This is a genomic window from Pseudomonas sp. NPDC079086 (assembly GCF_044542155.1).
GTDB lineage: Bacteria > Pseudomonadota > Gammaproteobacteria > Pseudomonadales > Pseudomonadaceae > Aquipseudomonas.
Map to the genome: position 1 here is coordinate 219,343 of NZ_JBITTY010000004.1, position 17,699 is coordinate 237,041.

18 protein-coding genes are annotated in these 17,699 nt (G+C 60.5%); 9 read left to right on the plus strand and 9 right to left on the minus strand.

The window, feature by feature from the left end:
- Nucleotides 1–87: 87 nt before the first annotated feature.
- On the plus strand, nucleotides 88–1,272 hold the full coding sequence (locus ACIGEK_RS19065) for a multidrug effflux MFS transporter (RefSeq protein WP_397494820.1): 1,185 nt from the start codon (nucleotides 88–90) through the stop codon (nucleotides 1,270–1,272).
- Nucleotides 1,273–1,275: 3 nt separating this feature from the next.
- On the opposite strand, the gene ACIGEK_RS19070 is transcribed toward ACIGEK_RS19065, so the two are convergent.
- From ACIGEK_RS19070 to ACIGEK_RS19085, 4 genes are all read right to left on the minus strand, one after another.
- Complete coding sequence (locus ACIGEK_RS19070; RefSeq protein WP_397494821.1) at nucleotides 1,276–1,455, minus strand: hypothetical protein; 180 nt, start codon at nucleotides 1,453–1,455, stop codon at nucleotides 1,276–1,278.
- Nucleotides 1,456–1,524: 69 nt separating this feature from the next.
- Nucleotides 1,525–3,408 (minus strand): PAS domain S-box protein, encoded by a 1,884-nt coding sequence (locus ACIGEK_RS19075; RefSeq protein WP_397494822.1) that lies wholly within the window; start codon nucleotides 3,406–3,408, stop codon nucleotides 1,525–1,527.
- A 157-nt stretch (nucleotides 3,409–3,565) separates the two neighbouring features.
- Entirely contained in the window at nucleotides 3,566–4,582 is a 1,017-nt protein-coding gene (locus ACIGEK_RS19080) for a zinc-binding alcohol dehydrogenase family protein (RefSeq protein ID WP_397494823.1), read from the minus strand.
- 10 nt (nucleotides 4,583–4,592) lie between these two features.
- Nucleotides 4,593–4,886, minus strand: a complete 294-nt coding sequence (locus ACIGEK_RS19085; protein WP_397494824.1) for a putative quinol monooxygenase — start codon at nucleotides 4,884–4,886, stop codon at nucleotides 4,593–4,595.
- 103 nt (nucleotides 4,887–4,989) lie between these two features.
- On the opposite strand from ACIGEK_RS19085, the gene ACIGEK_RS19090 reads away from it, so the two are divergent.
- From ACIGEK_RS19090 to ACIGEK_RS19125, 8 genes are all read left to right on the plus strand, one after another.
- Nucleotides 4,990–5,907: a LysR family transcriptional regulator gene (locus tag ACIGEK_RS19090; RefSeq protein ID WP_397494825.1), complete on the plus strand. Its 918-nt coding sequence runs from the start codon at nucleotides 4,990–4,992 to the stop codon at nucleotides 5,905–5,907.
- Nucleotides 5,908–5,989: 82 nt separating this feature from the next.
- Nucleotides 5,990–6,376 carry a DUF2946 domain-containing protein gene (locus ACIGEK_RS19095; protein WP_397494826.1) on the plus strand — a complete coding sequence of 129 codons (387 nt, stop codon included), beginning with the start codon at nucleotides 5,990–5,992 and terminating at the stop codon, nucleotides 6,374–6,376.
- A gap of 87 nt (nucleotides 6,377–6,463) precedes the next feature.
- Complete coding sequence (locus ACIGEK_RS19100; protein ID WP_397494827.1) at nucleotides 6,464–7,837, plus strand: PepSY-associated TM helix domain-containing protein; 1,374 nt, start codon at nucleotides 6,464–6,466, stop codon at nucleotides 7,835–7,837.
- 93 nt (nucleotides 7,838–7,930) lie between these two features.
- Nucleotides 7,931–8,395, plus strand: coding sequence for a copper chaperone PCu(A)C (locus ACIGEK_RS19105; protein ID WP_397494828.1), 465 nt, complete (start codon nucleotides 7,931–7,933; stop codon nucleotides 8,393–8,395).
- Nucleotides 8,396–8,513: 118 nt separating this feature from the next.
- The gene (locus ACIGEK_RS19110) at nucleotides 8,514–8,885 is read left to right on the plus strand and encodes a DUF2946 domain-containing protein (protein WP_397494829.1); all 372 of its coding nucleotides are present in this window, start codon (nucleotides 8,514–8,516) and stop codon (nucleotides 8,883–8,885) included.
- Between the two features lie 81 nt (nucleotides 8,886–8,966).
- On the plus strand, nucleotides 8,967–11,060 hold the full coding sequence (locus ACIGEK_RS19115; RefSeq protein ID WP_397494830.1) for a TonB-dependent copper receptor: 2,094 nt from the start codon (nucleotides 8,967–8,969) through the stop codon (nucleotides 11,058–11,060).
- 134 nt (nucleotides 11,061–11,194) lie between these two features.
- The gene (locus tag ACIGEK_RS19120; protein ID WP_397494831.1) at nucleotides 11,195–11,461 is read left to right on the plus strand and encodes a PepSY domain-containing protein; all 267 of its coding nucleotides are present in this window, start codon (nucleotides 11,195–11,197) and stop codon (nucleotides 11,459–11,461) included.
- Complete coding sequence (locus tag ACIGEK_RS19125) at nucleotides 11,461–11,994, plus strand: cytochrome b/b6 domain-containing protein (protein WP_397494832.1); 534 nt, start codon at nucleotides 11,461–11,463, stop codon at nucleotides 11,992–11,994. Before ACIGEK_RS19120 ends, ACIGEK_RS19125 begins: the two co-directional genes overlap by 1 nt.
- Before the next feature lie 75 nt (nucleotides 11,995–12,069).
- Here the strand turns inward: ACIGEK_RS19125 and ACIGEK_RS19130 are convergent, their stop codons facing one another.
- The 5 genes from ACIGEK_RS19130 to ACIGEK_RS19150 form a co-directional block, all read right to left on the minus strand.
- Nucleotides 12,070–13,017 carry an adenosine deaminase gene (locus ACIGEK_RS19130; protein ID WP_397494833.1) on the minus strand — a complete coding sequence of 316 codons (948 nt, stop codon included), beginning with the start codon at nucleotides 13,015–13,017 and terminating at the stop codon, nucleotides 12,070–12,072.
- Between the two features lie 162 nt (nucleotides 13,018–13,179).
- Nucleotides 13,180–14,145: a 2-oxoglutarate and iron-dependent oxygenase domain-containing protein gene (locus ACIGEK_RS19135; protein WP_397494834.1), complete on the minus strand. Its 966-nt coding sequence runs from the start codon at nucleotides 14,143–14,145 to the stop codon at nucleotides 13,180–13,182.
- Between the two features lie 191 nt (nucleotides 14,146–14,336).
- Nucleotides 14,337–15,419: a BMP family ABC transporter substrate-binding protein gene (locus ACIGEK_RS19140; RefSeq protein ID WP_397494835.1), complete on the minus strand. Its 1,083-nt coding sequence runs from the start codon at nucleotides 15,417–15,419 to the stop codon at nucleotides 14,337–14,339.
- A gap of 178 nt (nucleotides 15,420–15,597) precedes the next feature.
- The gene (locus ACIGEK_RS19145; protein WP_397494836.1) at nucleotides 15,598–16,524 is read right to left on the minus strand and encodes an ABC transporter permease; all 927 of its coding nucleotides are present in this window, start codon (nucleotides 16,522–16,524) and stop codon (nucleotides 15,598–15,600) included.
- A gap of 77 nt (nucleotides 16,525–16,601) precedes the next feature.
- Complete coding sequence (locus ACIGEK_RS19150; RefSeq protein ID WP_397494837.1) at nucleotides 16,602–17,699, minus strand: ABC transporter permease; 1,098 nt, start codon at nucleotides 17,697–17,699, stop codon at nucleotides 16,602–16,604.

Genomic DNA, 17,699 nt, shown 5'->3' on the forward strand with positions numbered 1-17,699 from the left:
CTACGCCTTTATGTTTTCAGTTTTTATTTCGCCTCAGACCTTTTGGGCTGGCTGCGGTAAATGCGGCCCTTACTTTTCGGGATATCCATGCCGTTACGTCTTCTGCTGATTCTCGGTGCGCTCAGCGCCTTCGGCCCGCTGGCTATTGATTTTTACCTGCCGAGCTTCCCAACCCTGGCGCGCGCGTTTTCCACCGATGTCGAGCATGTGCAGCTGTCGTTGGCTGCCTACTTTGCTGGCCTGGCCATCGGTCAGCTGGCGTACGGTCCGCTGGCCGACCGTTTTGGCCGGCGCAAACCGCTGCTGGTCGGGGTCATGCTGTTCAGTCTGGCGTCGCTGGCTTGTGCCCTGGCGCCGAGTCTGGAATGGCTGATTACCGCGCGCTTTGTGCAGGCCTTGGGTGGCTGCGCCGGGATGGTGGTGTCACGGGCGGTGGTACGTGACCTGTGTGACCCGATCAGCTCGGCCAAGGTGTTTTCCCAGTTGATGCTGGTAATGGGCCTGGCGCCGATTCTTGCGCCGCTGGGTGGTGGGCTGCTGCTGAGCACGTTGGGCTGGCCGTCGATCTTTATCTGCCTGACGCTGTTCAGCTTTATCTGCCTGCTGGCGGTGGCCCTGTGGCTGCCGGAAACCCTGTCGAAAGACTCGCCGCCTGCGCCTTTGCGCGGAGCGCTAGGGGAGTACAAGCGGTTGTTCACTGACTTGGCGTTTCTTGGTTATGCACTGACCGGTGGTTGTGCGATTGCCGGGATGTTTGCCTACATCGCCGGTTCACCCTTCGTATTTATTGAGCTGTATGGCATCCCCGCCGAGCATTACGGCTGGCTGTTCGGTAGCAATGCCCTGGGCTTTATTCTGGTGGCGCAGCTGAATGCCTGGCTGGTGGCGCGGCACGGGCCGGCGTACTGGCTGGGTAAGACCGTATGGTTCTACCTGGCCTGTGGTCTGGCCCTGTTGCTGGTGGCGCTGGCCAAGCCGCAAGCCTTGTGGCCGCTGCTGATTCCATTGTTCGGCTGCATTGCCAGCTTGGGTATTCTGCTGCCGAACGCCTCGGCCTGCGCCATGGCCGGGCAGGGCAGCCATGCCGGCAGCGCCTCGGCGTTGCTTGGCAGCGTGCAGTTCGTTATCGCCGCGAGTGCCGCTGCGATGGTTGGCGTGCTGCATGACGGCAGTGCCTGGCCGGTTGCCGTGGTGATCTTCGGGTGCGGGGTATTGGCTGTGAGCTTTTCTCTGTTTACCCGCTGGGTAGAGCGCGGCGCGATCCGCGCATAGGGCCTAGCTGGCGGCACGTTGCTGTAGGGTGGGCAGCATATGCGGTGCGCTCAGACGCGCTTGCAGGGTGCTGACGAACTGACGGGCCTCGCTTTCACTGCGGAAGGTGACGCCCTGCTTGCCAAAGCTTACTTTCCAGCCTGAGCCAGCGGCTGTTTTTACCGGTTGGATCAATACGTTCATCGAAGAGCCTCCTATGCAAGAAAGGCCAGTCTAGTCGCTCAATGTGAACTTTCATTGACCTGTAACAAATCAATCACGGCTGGCGTACCGTTGGTCTGATTCGCTCACTTTGGCTGTGGTGGGGTTGGCTCTGAACTGCACGGCCAGCCCGGCCAGTCGGGTGAATTCGGTGACCAGGGCGATATCGGCTGCACTCGGCCGACTGGGCTGTGGGTAGTAGATGCCGAAGGTACCCAGCACCTGGCCGCTGTCATCCTTGAATGGCAGTGACCAGCACGCGTGCAGGCCAGCGGCCAGGGCGACGCTTTTGTAGTTGCGCCAATAGGGGTGCTGGCTGAGGTCCTCGGCAATCACCAACTCGCCACTGGCAGCGGCATGCCCGCATGAGCCGACCTCCGGTGCCGCTTGAATCCCTTCGATGGCTTGGCAGTACGCCTCCGGCAGGCTTGGTGCAGCGCCAACATGCAGGCGCTGTTGCTCATCAAGCAGCATGATCGATACGCGCATCTGCGGTTGCAGGCTTTCCAGGCGCCGGGTGATGCCGGCGAGAATGCTGTGCAGCGGGTGCAGGCCGAGCAACTCGTCGAGTACCGCATTGCGCGCCTGTTGCAGATGCTGCGTTTGATGGCGCTCATGCACGTCATGCAGGCTGCCGTGCAGGCTGTGTTCGGGCAGGCTCAGGTTGAGGTGCAATTCAACGCGGCGTGCTTGGCCGCTGTGGGTCAGCAACTGGCATTCCAGGCGCAGGCTGCCCAGCTTGCCACTGCGCAGTTCTTCCAGGCGTTGACGCAGCGTGGTCTGGCTTAGCTCTGGCATAAAGCGCTGTAACGAACTGCCCAGGCTTTCGTGGATCGTGTAACCGCTGATCTGCTCCCAGGCCGGGTTGAGAAAGCTCAGTTTGTCGTCAGCGTCGGTGATAAAAACTGCATCACCGAGGTGCTCGACCAGCGAACGGTAGCGGCTTTCACTGACCTGCAGTTCGCTGTCCATTTTCTTCTGCTCGGTCAGGTCGATATCGACGCAGTACAACTCCACTTGATCAAGGCTGTTGCGCAACATCAGGTGGCTGGAATAGACCCATACCAGACTGCCGTCCTTGCGCTGCAATTGCACCTCGGCGGCAGGAATTGGCGGGCCACCGAGTTGCCACAGGTTGATCGCGCTGGCCACCTTGCTGCGCACCGGCAGCGGCACGATCAGCTCTTCCAGGCGGCGTCCCATCACTTCATGCACGGCATAGCCATAGAGCAGGGTGCTGGCCTGGTTCCAGTAAATCACTCGGCGCTCGCGGTCATAGCCTTGTACGGCAATTCGTGGGGTCTGCTCGAGTAATTGACGAAAGCGCTGCTCGCTCTCGCGCAGTGCACCCTCGTCGCGTTTCTGCGCACTGATGTTCTGCACGGTGCCGAGGATGCGCCCCTGCTCGTCGGCCTCACCACGCAGCATCAGCCAGGTGGCCTGATGTGGCTGCGGTTGCAGCAGGCGGGCACTCACCATCATGGGATTACGGCCCTCCAGCAAGGCCAGCAGGGCGCGTTGCACGGCAGAGCGTTCGGCAGGGTGTAGCCAGCTGAGCAGCTGTTCGAGGTTGCACTGCTGGTTGTCAGCATTACGGCCGAGCAGGCAGAGGGCCTCTTTGCTCCAGTGGAAACCATTAAGGTATTCCCAACTGCCGAGCCCAGCGTTGCGTTGGGTTTGTTGCAGCAGGCGGCTGTTGTGGGTGAGATCTTCCAGTAATTGGCGCTGCGCCAGGCTGTCACGTTGGTTAAGCAGGAAGATCAGCCCAGTGCTGAGCAGAATAAACAATAGGCCTTTGCCTGTTTGCAACTCGACCATCAACCCACTGTCTTTGACCAGTGCGTGCAGCAGGTAGTCGCTGCCAAAGATCCACAGGGCGCTGAACAGGATATATGCGCCAGCCAGGCGCAGTGAACCTTGAAAATCGGGTCGCATCCCTTACCGCCAGTGGCTAGCCAAGTCGAAAGAACAGAGAGGATGTTGCCTGAAAGAGGCAATGTCTTGAGTCTAGTCGGCCCTTTGTCGAATGCAGGGCGTGCGAAAAAAAAGCTGCCGGCTCACGCAGAACGTGAGCCGGAGTGCCCAGGCTTTTTTAAAACCCTTCGAGAACAATCTTGCCCTTGGCCGTGCCGCTTTCCAGCAGAGTATGAGCGCGGCGCAGATTGGCCGCGTTGATGCTGCCGAAGTGTTCGCCGAGGGTAGTGTGCAGGGTACCGGCATCCACCAGTTCGGCAACCCGTTGCAGCAGGCGATGCTGCTCGATCATGTCGGCGGTCTCGAATAGCGAGCGGGTAAACATCAACTCCCAGTGCAGCGACAGGCTTTTGCGCTTGAGCGGCATGATGTCCAGTGGCTGCTCTGGATCGTCGATCAGCGCCAGACGGCCTTGCGGGGCGAGGGCTTCGACCAGTTGCGCATAGTGCTGATCGGTCTGGGTCAGGCTCGCCACATGGGTGACCTGGTTGATACCGATGCGTTTCAGCTCTTCACTCAGCGGTTGGCGATGGTCGATCACATGATGCGCACCCAGCTGGCGAACCCAGGCTTGGGTCTCGGGGCGGGATGCGGTGCCAATCACTGTCAGGCCAGTGAGTTGACGTGCCAGCTGCACCAAGATGGAACCCACGCCGCCGGCTGCACCGACGATCAGCAGGCTCTGGCCCAGGTCTGCGCTGCCTTGGCTGACTTGCAGTCGCTCAAACAACAACTCCCAGGCGGTGATTGCGGTCAGCGGCAGGGCGGCAGCTTCGGCAAACGCCAGTTTTTCTGGCATACGCCCTACGATGCGTTCATCCACCACATGTAGCTCGCTGTTGGCCCCGGCGCGGTTGATCGCCCCGGCGTAATACACCCGGTCACCAGGCTGGAACAGGCTGACATCGCTGCCCACGGCCTTGACGATACCGCTGGCGTCCCAGCCCAGTACCTTGGCAGCGCCGTCTACAGGGGCGACGTTGCGACGGATCTTGGTGTCTACCGGGTTGACCGAAATGGCCTTGACCTCGACCAGCAGGTCGCGCGGGCCGGGCGTCGGCGCAGGCAGTTCGACATCCAGCAGGGCGTCGACGTGGTCGATGGGCAGAGACTGGTAATAGGCGACAGCTTTCATAGAGTGCTCCTTAGAGAATGCGTTGCATCAGTTGATGATCGACCTGTTCCAGCAGGCTGCCGCAGGTTTCGCCGAAGTGCAGAAAGTGTGCGGTCTGCTGGTGCGCGCGGAGTGCGGCGGCGTCCTGCCACTGCTCAACCATGATGAAGCGGTTGGGCAGCTCCTGATGGCGGTGCAGGTTGTATTGCAGGCAACCGGCTTCGGCTTGGCTGGGCGGCACCAATTGGCGCAAGCCTGCTTCAACAGCCTCGGCCTGGCCGGGGAGGGCAGTGATGGTGGCAATCAGGGTCAGTGGCGTGGTCATGGTGGACTCCGGTTAAGTGCTGGCAATGCTCGGTTATTTGATTGACGAGAAAAACAGTCTGCTACTAGAGTCTCTTTCAATATTTTTTTGATAATGAGCTGCCATGCTGCGTTTTGATGATCTGCAGTTGTTTGTCACCACCGCTGATCTGGGCAATCTCTCGGCGGCAGCGCGACGCCTGAATATTTCCCCGGCAGTGGCCAGCGCCGCGCTCAAGCGTCTGGAACAGCAACTGGAGGCGCGCCTGTTCAGCCGCTCTACCCGCAGCCTGCGGCTGACACCCGAGGGTGAGTTGTTTCTCGGCCATGCACGGTTGGCCCTGCAGAGCCTGGATGACGGCCGTCAGCAGTTGGCTGGCAGCAAGGTCGGCATCAGTGGGCCGTTGCAGCTGTCTGCGCCATCAGACTTCGGCCGCAATACGCTGTTGCCCTGGCTGGATGAGTTTCAGCTGGCGCATCCTCAGGTGCTACTGCGCCTGCTGCTGGGTGATCGTGTGGCGGATCTGTTTCGCGAGCCGGTGGACATTGCCCTGCGCTACGGCGCCCCAGAGGACTCCAGCCTGGTCGCCTTACCCGTTGCCGCCGCTAACCGCCGTGTGCTCTGCGCCGCACCGCAGTACCTGCAGCTGCATGGCGCGCCGCAATCGGTGGATGAGCTGGCCGAGCACAACTGCCTGCTCTACATGCTCGGCGGGCGGCTGCATGACCGCTGGCGTTTCAGTGATGGCAAGCGCGAGCAAGGCATTAGCGTCAAAGGCGACCGGGTCAGTGATGATGCCGATGTGGTGCGGCGTTGGGCGGTCAGTGGTGCCGGGCTGGTGTACAAATCCTGGCTGGATGTGGCCGGCGATGTGCGCGCCGGTCGGCTCCAGGTACTGCTGCCCGAGCTGCGCGGCGAGCCGACACCGCTCAACCTGATCTGCGCGCACCGTGCGCAACTGAGTAAGCCGGTGTTGCTGCTGCGTGAGTTCGTGCAGCTAAGGTGTACAGAGTTGTTGGCGGATGCGCCGTGGCCGAACTAAGATTGCCGCCAGCGCGCTGCGGCAATCCATCGCAGTGCGGCTGTGTCACATGCGCCCCAGAGCAATGCTAGAGTCGCGCCCCATGAAAATGACCCGTACTGACCGTCGCCTGCTGGCCTGGATGCTGTATTTCAGCGTTCTGTTCAGTGCGTTCGCCTGCAGTATTGGTCACGGGCAGATGGCCGGACTTCAGCTCAGTGGATTGAGCAGCCAGTACTGCTCCTTTGAGGGCAACTTCGGTGCCGGTGCCGATCTGGAAGGCTCCGGTGTGGTGGCGCCCAATTCGGCAACCGGCTCCGGTTGCTCCCTGAGTTCCACCTTCAGCGCGATCATCCTGGCGGCGTTCTTCGGTTTGCTAGGTTTGCTGGCACCCAGCCGCGCACCACTGCTGACGTTCTTCTTTACCCCGCGACCTGTTCGCTATCTCTGGCCTTCGGCCAACCCCCGCGCTTCTCCGTCAACTCTGTAGCGACCGGGCATCACGTCCCGGCTGTCGTCGTTGTGCTGCATGTTGTCTCGTGCAGTAACGCTATTGATGAGTTATCGGAGTTGATCCATGAGCCAACGTGCTCCTTCTTTTTATAACCTGGCCTGGCGCTGGCATTTCTATGCCGGGCTGTTCGTGATCCCATTTCTGATCCTGCTGTCGGTCACCGGGATCATCTACCTGTTCAAGCCGCAGCTGGATCAGCTGATGTATGCCGAGCTGCTGCAGGTGACGCCTGCCGAGCAAGCGATCTCGGCCGATCAGCAACTGGCACTGGTGCGCCAGGCGTATCCCGAGGCCAGTATCAGTCAGTACCTGCCGCCGCTGAACACCGAGCGTAGCGCGCAGTTTGTGCTGGAGGTCGATGGCCAGAGCCTCAATGTGTTTGTTGACCCTTACAGCGCCAGGATTCTGGGCAGCCAGGATGCGCAGCTCAACTTGCAGGCCATCGCCCGTCAGCTGCACGGTGATTTGATGGTCGGCACCCTGGGCGACCGCCTGATTGAATTGGCCGCCGGTTGGGGCATCGTGTTGGTGGTCTCCGGTCTGTACCTGTGGTGGCCGCGCGGGCGTTCTGGTGCGGGTGTGCTGTGGCCACGCCTGAGTGCTCGTGGGCGTTTGTTGTGGCGTGATTTGCATGCGGTGACTGGCTTTTGGGGCTCGCTGCTGTTGCTGTTTATGCTGCTCACCGGCATGACCTGGACCGGCTTCTGGGGCGCGCAGTTTGCCGGCGCCTGGAACCACTTCCCGGCGGCGATGTGGGACGACGTACCGCAGTCCGGCAAGCTTACCGGCAGCCTTAACAACAGCAGCCAGCAGACCGTTGCCTGGGCAGTGGAAACCACGCCGCTGCCAGCTTCTGATCCACATGCCGCGCATAACGGCCATGCTGCCTATGAGGCACCAACCGCCCCGGCCAATCTGCTGCAATACGTGGTCGATACGGCTGCCGAGCGCGGCGTGCAACCGGGTTACAGCATCACTCTGCCGAAAGGTGAGACTGGGGTGTACAGCATCGCGCTATTTGCCGCTGACCCACGTAACGACGCCACCCTGCACATCGATCAATACAGCGGTGCGGTGCTCGCCGATGTGCGCTGGAAGGATTACGGCGTGGTGGCTAAAACCGTGGAAACTGGGGTGATGTTGCATGAGGGCAAGCTGTTCGGCCTGGCCAACCAGTTGTTGATGCTTGCGGTCTGCCTGCTGGTGCTGCTGAGTGCGATCAGCGGCCTGATCATGTGGTGGCAGCGCCGCCCGAGCGGCAAGTTTGGCGTACCGCCGCTGCGCCACGACCTGCCGCGCTGGAAAACCGCGATTGTCATCATGGCCCTGCTCGGCGCCGCCTTCCCGCTGGTGGGCGCGTCCTTGTTGCTGATCTGCGCGCTGGATTGGTTGCTGTTGTCACGTATAGCGGGCTTGCGCCCACTGACCAGCGACTGAGTGACTGGATGAACGCAGGCCTGATGTGCCTGCGTTATACACGTACCCATGTATTGCATGCTTGAACTGTTAGCCCACTAATGGAGACACACCATGTTGTTGAAAAAGACCCTGCTGATTGCCGCTTTGCTGAGCCCGAGCCTGTTTGCCAATGCCCACGAATACACGGTCGGTGAGTTGCACATCGCCCACCCCTGGTCGCGGGAAATGCCACCTGTAGCCCCTACGGCGGCGGCTTATTTTGTGGTGCACAACAAGGGCGCCGAGGCGGATCGTCTGCTCAGTGTCAGCACCCCGCACGCCGGTAAAGCGGAGCTGCATGAGCACATGCATGCCGACGGTGTGATGAAAATGCAGCAGGTTGAGAACGTAACCATCCCCGCCGGCGGTGAGGTGAAGTTCGAACCCATGGGCTACCACGTGATGATGTTCAACCTGAAGCAGCAGGCCAAGGACGGCGAGCGTTTCCCGCTGACCCTGACCTTTGAAAACGCCGGTAAGGTTGATGTCGAAGTGGCCGTGCAAAAGGATGCCCCCGCTGACGAGCACGCTCACTGATTTGCATCATTCAGCCCCACTGTGTGGCAGCGGGGTTTTATGGCCACGTCGTTGACGCATCCCTGTCGTGTTTTCTGGCCTTTGGCCCTAGTCGGTGCAGCATTCTTGAGTTGTCGTGATGCCCCATAAGCGCTCCCTAACTGCCCATTACCGCGCGAGCTGGTTGGCCCTGTTGGCCATGCTATTGCTCAGTGTCGGGCCGTTATGGTCGCAGCTCAGTCAGCCTGCCGAGCCTGATTGGCTGACTGAGTTGGCCTGTGGTGAGCACAGCGGTAGTCATGACAGCTCGCTGAGTCATGACGCCCCGTGGGCCAAGTGCGGCTATTGCACGCTGTTGTTGCACAGCCCTGCGACCGGTTGCGCCAGCCCATCACTGGCGTTGGCTGCGACTACTGCAGTGGATCGGCACAGTGCGCCGGTACGCAGTGGCGTGGCGCGCTCGGCCATCTTCCCCGGCTCACGTAGCCGCGCTCCCCCCGTTTATTCCTGATCGTCATCAGCTTATTGCTTGTGTCACTGCCGCTTAGCGGCGCTGGCCATTCTCTGGTTTTGTCTCGATTTTGGAATATCCATGTCTACTCGTTCGCTATTGATAAGTGCTGCACCTTTTCGTCTGGCTCCTCTCTGTGTCGGCTTGCTTTTGGCTGGTCAGGGGCATGCGGCACAAACGCCTGAGCAAACTGCCGAGCTGCAGTTGCCGCCGTTGGTGATTACCGCGGTACAGCAGCGCTCGCCACTGATCGTGGTGGCTTACCCCAAGGATCCGCGCCAGCCGGTGCCGGCCAGTGATGCGGCGGATTACCTGAAGTCTATTCCCGGTTTCTCTGCCGTCCGCAGCGGCGGCAGCAACAGTGATCCGGTGCTACGCGGGATGTTCGGCTCACGTCTGTTGTTGCTTACCGATGGCGGGCAGATGCTCGGAGCCTGCCCGGGGCGGATGGATGCACCGAGCTCCTACATCTCGCCGGAAACCTATGACCTGCTGACCGTCACCAAAGGCCCGCAAAGCGTGATCTGGGGCCCTGGCGCCTCGGCTGGTGTGGTGCGCTTCGACCGCGAGCCGGAGCGTTTTGGTGAGCTGGGCGCGCGCTTGCATGCCAGCGTGCTGGCCGGCTCCAACGGTCGTTTCGACCAGACGCTCGATGGCGCCGTCGGCAGCGAGCAGGGCTACCTGCGCGTGACTGGCAACCGCTCGCATTCGGACGATTACGACAACGGTGATGGCGACACCATCCCCTCGCGCTGGGACAAATGGAACGGCGACGTAGCCCTGGGCTGGACTCCGGATGCCGATACCCTGATCGAACTTACCGCCGGCCGTGGCGATGGCGAGGCACGCTACGGCGGCCGTGGCATGGATGGCACTCAGTTCAAGCGTGAAAGCCTCGGCCTGCGCGTGGAGCGCAGTAACCTAGGTGGTGTGCTGGATAAAGTCGAGGCCAAGGTTTACTACAACTACGCCGACCACATCATGGACAACTTCCGCCTGCGCATGCCGAACCCAGCCAGCATGATGCGTAACCCCATGGCCTCGCAGGTTGACCGCCGCACACTCGGCGCGCGCCTGGCCGCTACCTGGCAGTGGCAGGATGTCGAACTGATCACGGGTATTGATGCCCAGCGCAGCGAACACCGCGCTCGTCGCTCGACCTACAGCATGATGGGCAGCGTGTTCACTGATGCGGACCGTTACCCATGGAACAAAGATGCCGTGATGCACAACTACGGCATTTTCGCCGAGTCCACTTGGCAGTTGGCTGGGCGTAATCGTCTGGTGTCCGGCGCGCGCCTGGACCGTGCCTCGGCCAAGGACTTCCGGCCGAGCTTCAGCAGCATGATGGGTATGGGCATGCCAACGCCTAACCCGACAGCGGGCGAAACCCGTGCCGATACTTTGCCCAGTGGCTTTGTACGCTATGAGCATGACCTGACTGGCTCGCCGACCACCGTCTATGCCGGTATTGGTCATGTGCAGCGCTTCCCGGATTACTGGGAGCTGTTTTCTGCCGGGCTTAACGGCCCTGCAGGATCGGATAACGCCTTCGATGGCATCAAACCGGAGAAGACCACGCAGCTGGACGTCGGTATTCAATATCGCGATAAAGCGCTGCAGGCCTGGGCTTCGGCCTATGTCGGTCAGGTGCGTGACTACATCCTGTTCGACTATCGCGGTATGAGTACTCAGGCCGACAACATCGATGCGCGCATCATGGGGGGAGAGCTGGGCGTGGCGTATAACTTGAATTCCAATTGGAAGGCCGATGCCACTCTGGCTTACGCCTGGGGCAAGAACAGCTCCGATGGCGAAGCGCTGCCGCAGATGCCGCCGCTGGAAGCGCGCCTGGGCCTGACCTACCAGCGTGACAACTGGAGCGCCGGCGCACTGTGGCGCGTAGTCGATGGCCAGGGCCGGGTGGCTGACGGTCGCGGCAACGTGGTGGGCCAGGACCTGGGTGACAGCGCGGGTTTCGGCGTGTTCTCGCTCAACGGGGCCTACCGTGTAACCAAGCAGGTCAAGCTGAGTGCCGGGGTCGACAACCTGTTCGACAAGAACTATGCCGAGCACCTTAACCTCGGTGGTGATGCCGGTTTTGGCTTCCCGGCTGAAACCCGTATCGACGAGCCGGGCCGCACCCTCTGGGCCAAGGTCGACTACGACTTCTGATCCTGACTCGCTGAGCAATTCAGCAAAGGGCTCATCATTTGATGGGCCCTTTGTTTTTCCTAATAGAGCCTTAAGGTTGCCGCGCGACATTAGTCCCCGCAAACACATTCCCCCAGCATCACGAGGACTACATCATGCGCAAATTACTCCTGCTGTCCCTGGTACTTGCCAGCCCGTTGACCTTCGCCGCGACCCAGTGCACCACTGCTGACAAAGCGCAGTGGCAGGATCAAGATGCGTTCCAGGCTGACCTCAAAGCCCAGGGCTATGAAATCAAGAAGTTCAAGGTGACTGGCGGTAACTGCTACGAAATCTACGGCCACAACAAAGATGGCCAGAAGGTCGAAATCTACTTCGATCCGGTCACTGGCAAGGTCATCAAAGGTGGCGTTGAAGACTGATGAACGCACCGACCCTACGCTTGTGGGACCCAGTCGTTAGGCTGTTTCACTGGTCCTTGGCGGGCGCTTTCCTGGCTAATTACTTCTTCACCGAAGAGGGCGAAAACTGGCACCGCTGGTTTGGTTATTACGCTGTAGCCTGGCTGGCGATTCGTTTGCTGTGGGGTTTTGTTGGGTCACCGGCGGCGCGCTGGGCAGACTTTTGGCCGACTCGGGCGCGTTTGACCGAACACCTAAAGGCGCTCGTTAGCGGGCGTGACTACCACCGCATGGGGCATTCCCCACTCGGTGGCCTGGTTATGATCGGCATGATGCTGTTGATGCTTGGCCTGGGCGTGACCGGCTTTCTGATGGAGGAAGTCGATTATTTCTGGGGTGCTGATCTACCGTTGGATATTCATGAATTCTGTGCCAACGCGTTAATGGCCCTGGTGGGGCTGCATACTGCGGCGGCGCTGTTTGAAAGCTATCGACTGAAGGAAAATCTGCCGTTGTCGATGGTGACGGGGAAGCGGCGCAAGCTCGATCCGTGAGTTGCCGAACACGCTCGGCAGTACCGCTTAAAAAATAGCCCGGCTAATGCCGGGCTATTTTTTGCGCTGTGCGCTTTAAACCAGTCGCGCATCCAGGCTGTTCTGCGCCAGGCGCTTGGCCTGCTCCTGGGTCATGCCCAGGCTCTCATGCAGGGCTGCGAAGTTCTCGGTGACGTAACCACCGAAGTAGGCCGGGTCGTCCGAGTTCACCGTGACCTTCACCCCGCGTTCAAGCATTTGCAGGATGTTGTGCTGGCGCATGTCGTCGAACACGCAGAGCTTGGTATTGGACAGCGGACAGACGGTCAGCGGGATCTGCTCATCGATGATGCGTTGCATCAGGCGCTCGTCCTCGATGGCGCGAACACCGTGATCGATGCGCTCGATCTTCAGTAGATCCAGGGCTTCCCAGATGTACTCGGGCGGGCCCTCCTCACCGGCGTGGGCCACGGTTAGGTAACCCTCGCTGCGCGCTTTGTCGAACACCCGCTGGAACTTGCTTGGTGGGTGACCCATCTCGGAACTGTCCAGACCCACGGCAATAAACGCATCACGGAACGGCCTGGCTTGCTCAAGGGTTTTAAACGCTTCTTCCTCGGACAGGTGACGCAGAAAGCTCAAGATCAAGCCGTGGCTGATGCCGAGTTGTTTTTCACCATCCACCAGCGCCTGCTTGATCCCGCGCAGCACCACTTCAAAGGGAATGCCACGGTCGGTGTGGGTCTGCGGGTCGAAGAACGGCTCGGTGTGGATGACGTTCTGTTCCTTGCACTTGAGCAGGTAGGCCCAGGTCAGGTCATAGAAGTCCTGCTCGCTGCGCAGTACGTTGGCGCCCGCGTAGTAGAGGTCGAGAAACTCTTGCAGGTTGTTGAAGGCGTAGGCACTGCGCAGCGCCTCGACGTCGTTCCAAGGCAGAGCAATCTTGTTGCGCTCGGCCAGGGCAAACAGCAGCTCGGGTTCTAGTGAACCTTCCAAGTGCAGATGCAATTCGGCTTTGGGCAGGGCGTTGAGCCAGTCGTACATGGTCAGATCTCGTTATCAGGCGTTGTCGCGATAAAGTTTAACCGTAAGGACAGGATTTCGCCGAATCAGTCTGCGTAGGGCGGACATCGCTTTTTATGTCCGCCAAGCGGTGTTCATGGTGTCGCAGATGGTGGATGAAAAAAGCGTCATCCACCCTATGGTTTAGCTGGTCTGTTCTTCGCGCCGATACGCATAAGTGTCGGCAAAACGCGAGAGCAGGTACTCGGCGCTGGTGACGGACGGGTATTTCGGCGGGTTGGCGGCGTCCGAGCAGTTGGGCAGGCAGCTGATTTCGGTGTCCGGGTGTGGCTCGGCGAAGAACGGCATGGAGTAACGGTCGACACCCAATGGGCTGATCACGCGATGTGGAGTCGAGGTGTAACGGTCATTGCTCCAACGCGCGAGCATGTCGCCGATATTGACCACAAAGCTGCCGGCAATCGGTGGTGCATCAATCCAGTCGCCGTCGCGGGCGCGTACTTGCAGGCCACCGGCGTCATCCTGATAGAGCAGGGTGATGCAGCCGTAATCGGTGTGCTCCCCAGCGCCTTGCTGCTCAGTGCTGCTGGCGGTGTGGCGCGGCGGGTAGTGAATCATGCGCAGCACGCTGATCGGCTCATGAAAGCGTGTGTCAAAAAAGTCGCGGTCGATATTCAGGGCCAAGGTCATGGCGCGTAGCAGGGTGTTGGCCAGCGCCTGCATATCGCTGTAGTGCTGCTCCATCAGTGGCGCCCAGCCGGGCATGTCCGGGTGACGGTTAGACCCGCGCAACGGTTTGCCGGCCAGAACCTCGGGGTGCTCGGCGGCCATATGGAAACCCATGTCGAAGGTCTCCTTCAGATCACTCGGTTTGCTCGGGTCCAGCTGCTCGGTGGCAATCGCACCGTAGCCACGGTGATGGGCGGTCTGGGTAATGTCGATCTTGAGCTTCTCAGCAGCCGGCAAGGCGAAGAAAGTTTTGGCGGCAGTCAGCAGCTCGTTGATACGCGCCGGGCTGATGGGGTGTCCGGTGATATAGAAAAAGCCCCAGTCGCGGCAGGCGCGGTCAATTTGCTCGGCCACGGCGGGCCAGTTGGCTTGATTGTCGCTGTAGAGCGGGGCGATATCGATAATCGGTAGGGTGTGCATAGAGGCTCCGGGTGGGGGCATGCTGCGAGTCTTCTCGTACCCAGGGCAGCGAAAAGGGTGCACCTGTTATGGGGCACCCTTTGATGCGGTTCTGCTACGGGTTAGCAGGGACTGCATCGGTGATTGCTGAAAACTATCGCCGCTAAAACGCCCCCACTCCTGTGGGAGCGACTTCAGCCGCGATTTCCAGCTTACTTCGGCAGTTCAGCCTTTACGTTTTCTACGTAGTAGTTCATCGAAGCCAGCTCGGCGTTAGTTGCCGCGACGCCCGCTGGGATTCTCTCTACGCCGCTCTGGTCCTTGATCGGGCCGGTGAACGGGTGAAAGGCACCGCTCTTGATGTCGGCAATGATCTGCTCGGCTTCGGCCTTCACGTCAGCGGGTACCAGATCGCTGATCGGCAGGCGGATGGTGTCTTCAGCCAAACCACCCCAGAAATCCTGCGGCTTCCACGTACCATCCATTACTGCCTGGGTGGATTTGACGTAGTGCGGGCCCCAGTCGTTGACGATCGAGGTGAGCACGGCTTTCGGCCCGAAGTGCGCCATGTCCGAGGCGTAGCCTACCGAATAGACGCCACGGCGCTCGGCAGTCTGGATCGGTGCAGGGCTGTCGGTGTGCTGGAACACCACGTCCACGCCCTGGTCGATCAGCGCGTTGGCGGCGTCGGATTCCTTGCCCGGATCGAACCAGGAGTTGACCCACACCACTTTGATCTCGCTGCCTGGGTTGTACTTGTCCAGGGCCAGCTGAATGGCGTTGATGTCACGGATCACTTCCGGGATTGGAAAGGAGGCGACATAGCCGATTTTCTTGGTCTTGGTCATCTTCGCCGCGAGGAAACCGCCGACGTAACGGCCTTCATAGGAGCGCGACAGGTAGGTGCCGAGGTTCTTGTCCTGCTTGTAACCGGTGGCGTGCTCAAAGGTGACTTTAGGGAACTGCTTGGCCACTTTCAGCGTTGGGTTCATGTAACCGAAAGAGGTGGTAAAGATCAGGTCGTAACCACCTTTGGCCATGTTGCGGATAACCCGCTCGGCGTCGGCGCCTTCTGGCACGTTTTCTACGTAGCTGGTTTCAACTTTGTCGCCAAGCTGCTTGATCAGCTCTTGGCGACCTTGCTCGTGCTGGTAAGTCCAGCCGTGGTCGCCAATTGGGCCGATATAAACGAAGCCGACTTTCAACGGGTCAGCGGCCGAAGCGCCCAAGGTGGCGCTAAAGCCAAGGGCGGCAACGAGGGTGCGCAGCAGCGGTTTTTTGCTCTTCTCGAACATGGTCGGTGGAACTCCGATGTGTGTGGATACGTTGTTGTTAAACAGCTGCCGGTTGGATTGCAAAAAGCTGACCAACTGGACAATTAGCGCGTAATGCCGCGGTATTACGCAGAACCCCGCCGGAGCGGGGTTCTGCGGTGGTGCGTAAGGTGTTGGCTGTGCTTCTAGATGGTGCGGCTCAGTGCCCCGGCTGCCAGGGCTTACCCAGGGATACCGGGGCAAACAGGCGGGTCTTGAACGCGTCGCGCGAGAGCAGTACCAGCACCAGAATCGTCGCTACATACGGCAGCATCGCCAGCAGGTTGGAGGGGATCGACAGGCCGATACCCTGGGCGACCAAATGGATGATGCTGGCCAGGCCGAACAGGTAGGCGCCTAGCAGCACACGAAATACCCGCCAGCTGGCGAATACCACCAGCGCGAGAGCGATCCAGCCGCGTCCGGCGGTCATGTTTTCTGCCCACATCGGCGTATAGGCCAGCGATAGATAACCGCCCGCCAGCCCTGCCATGGCCCCGCCGAACAGCACCGCCAGGGTGCGCACGCGCAGTACCGGCAGGCCCATGGCGCTGGCTGCGTCGGGGTTTTCGCCAACGGCCTGGATGATCAAACCGATGCGGCTTTTCAGCAGCACCCAGGCCACCAGGCCGAACAGAGCAAAGGACAGGTACACCAGCACGTCCTGGTCGAACAGCATGCGCCCGATCAGCGGGATTTCACTGAGCAGCGGGATGGCGATGGGTTCGAAACCTGTCAGCGGTTTACCCACCCAGGCTGCGCCAACAAATGTCGATAGGCCGACGCCAAAGATGGTCAGCGCCAGCCCGGTGGCCACCTGATTGGCGTTAAAGCCCAAGGCCACCGCGGCGAACAGCATCGACAGCAACATGCCGGCACTCATCGCCAGCAGCACGCCAAGCCACAGGTTGCCGGTGCTTAGGGCGACGATAAAACCGATCACTGCGCCGAACAGCATCATGCCTTCCTGGCCGAGGTTGAGTACGCCGCTCTTCTCGCACACCAGTTCGCCCAAGGCCACCAGCAGCAGCGGCGTACCGGTGCGCACCATGGCGTAGAAAATATTGCTGAGTAGATCGAGATCCATAATTGCAGCCTCAAACTGCGCGCTAAGCGCGGCAGGTAAAAATGATGTCGGTTATCGAGCGTGTGGGCGGTGCGGCATCAGCTCGTCGCTTCTTTGAGTGCTGTGCGCTGAGCCCACTTAACCTTGAGTTTCGGTCGATAAAGAATCAGCACGTCGCAGGCGAGAAGGAAGAACAGCATCATTCCCTGGAACAGCTGGGTGATTGCCTGGGGCAGGTTCATGGTCATCTGCGCGTTCTCTCCGCCCAGATACAGCAGTGCCATCAGCAGGCTGGCAAAGACGATGCCGAGCGGGTTGAGACGGCCGAGAAAGGCCACTGTAATCGCTGCATAGCCATAACCCGGTGAGACCTGCGGCACCAGTTGGCCAATCGGCCCGGCTACTTCGCCGACACCCGCCAGCCCGGCCAGGCCGCCGCTGACCAGCAGGGCGAACCACACCAGGCGTTTTTCACGAAAGCCAACAAAGCCGGCGGCGCGGCGGTCGAGGCCGAGTACCTTGATCTGGAAGCCGAGAAAGCTCTTGTGCAGCAGCACCCACACCGCCACCAGTGCCAGCAAGGCGAAATACAGACCTGCGTGCAAGCGGCCATCTTCGCTGAGCAGCGGCAGGCGGCTGGCATCGCCGAACATCGCCGATTCCGGAAAGTTAAATCCGGCCGGGTCCTTCAGTGGGCCATGTACGAAGAACAGCAACAGGTTCAGGGCGATGTAGTTGAGCATGATGCTGGTGAGGATTTCGTTGGCATTGAACTGCGTGCGTAGCCACGCCGTCAGGCCGCCCCAGGCTGCGCCCGCCGCCATGCCGGTGAGCATCACCCAGACCAGCGCCCAGCGGCTGTCCCAGTCGATGATCTGAATCGCCATGGCGCTACCGGCCAGTGCGCCAAGTAGCAGCTGGCCTTCGGCGCCGATATTCCAGATACGCGCCTGATACGCCACCGCCAGGCCGAGGGCGCAGAGCAGAATCGGTAGTGCCTTGACCAGCAGCTCCGATACGCCGTACCAATCGGCCAAGGGTGCGATCAGCAGGGTGTGCAAGGTTTCTAGCGGGTCATGGCCGAGCAGGGTGAACAGCAGCGCGCCGCTGCACAGGGTCAGCACGGCGGCCAGCAGTGGCGATAACCAGAGCATGGCACGTGATTGCTGACCGCGTGGTTCGAGGGATAACAGCAT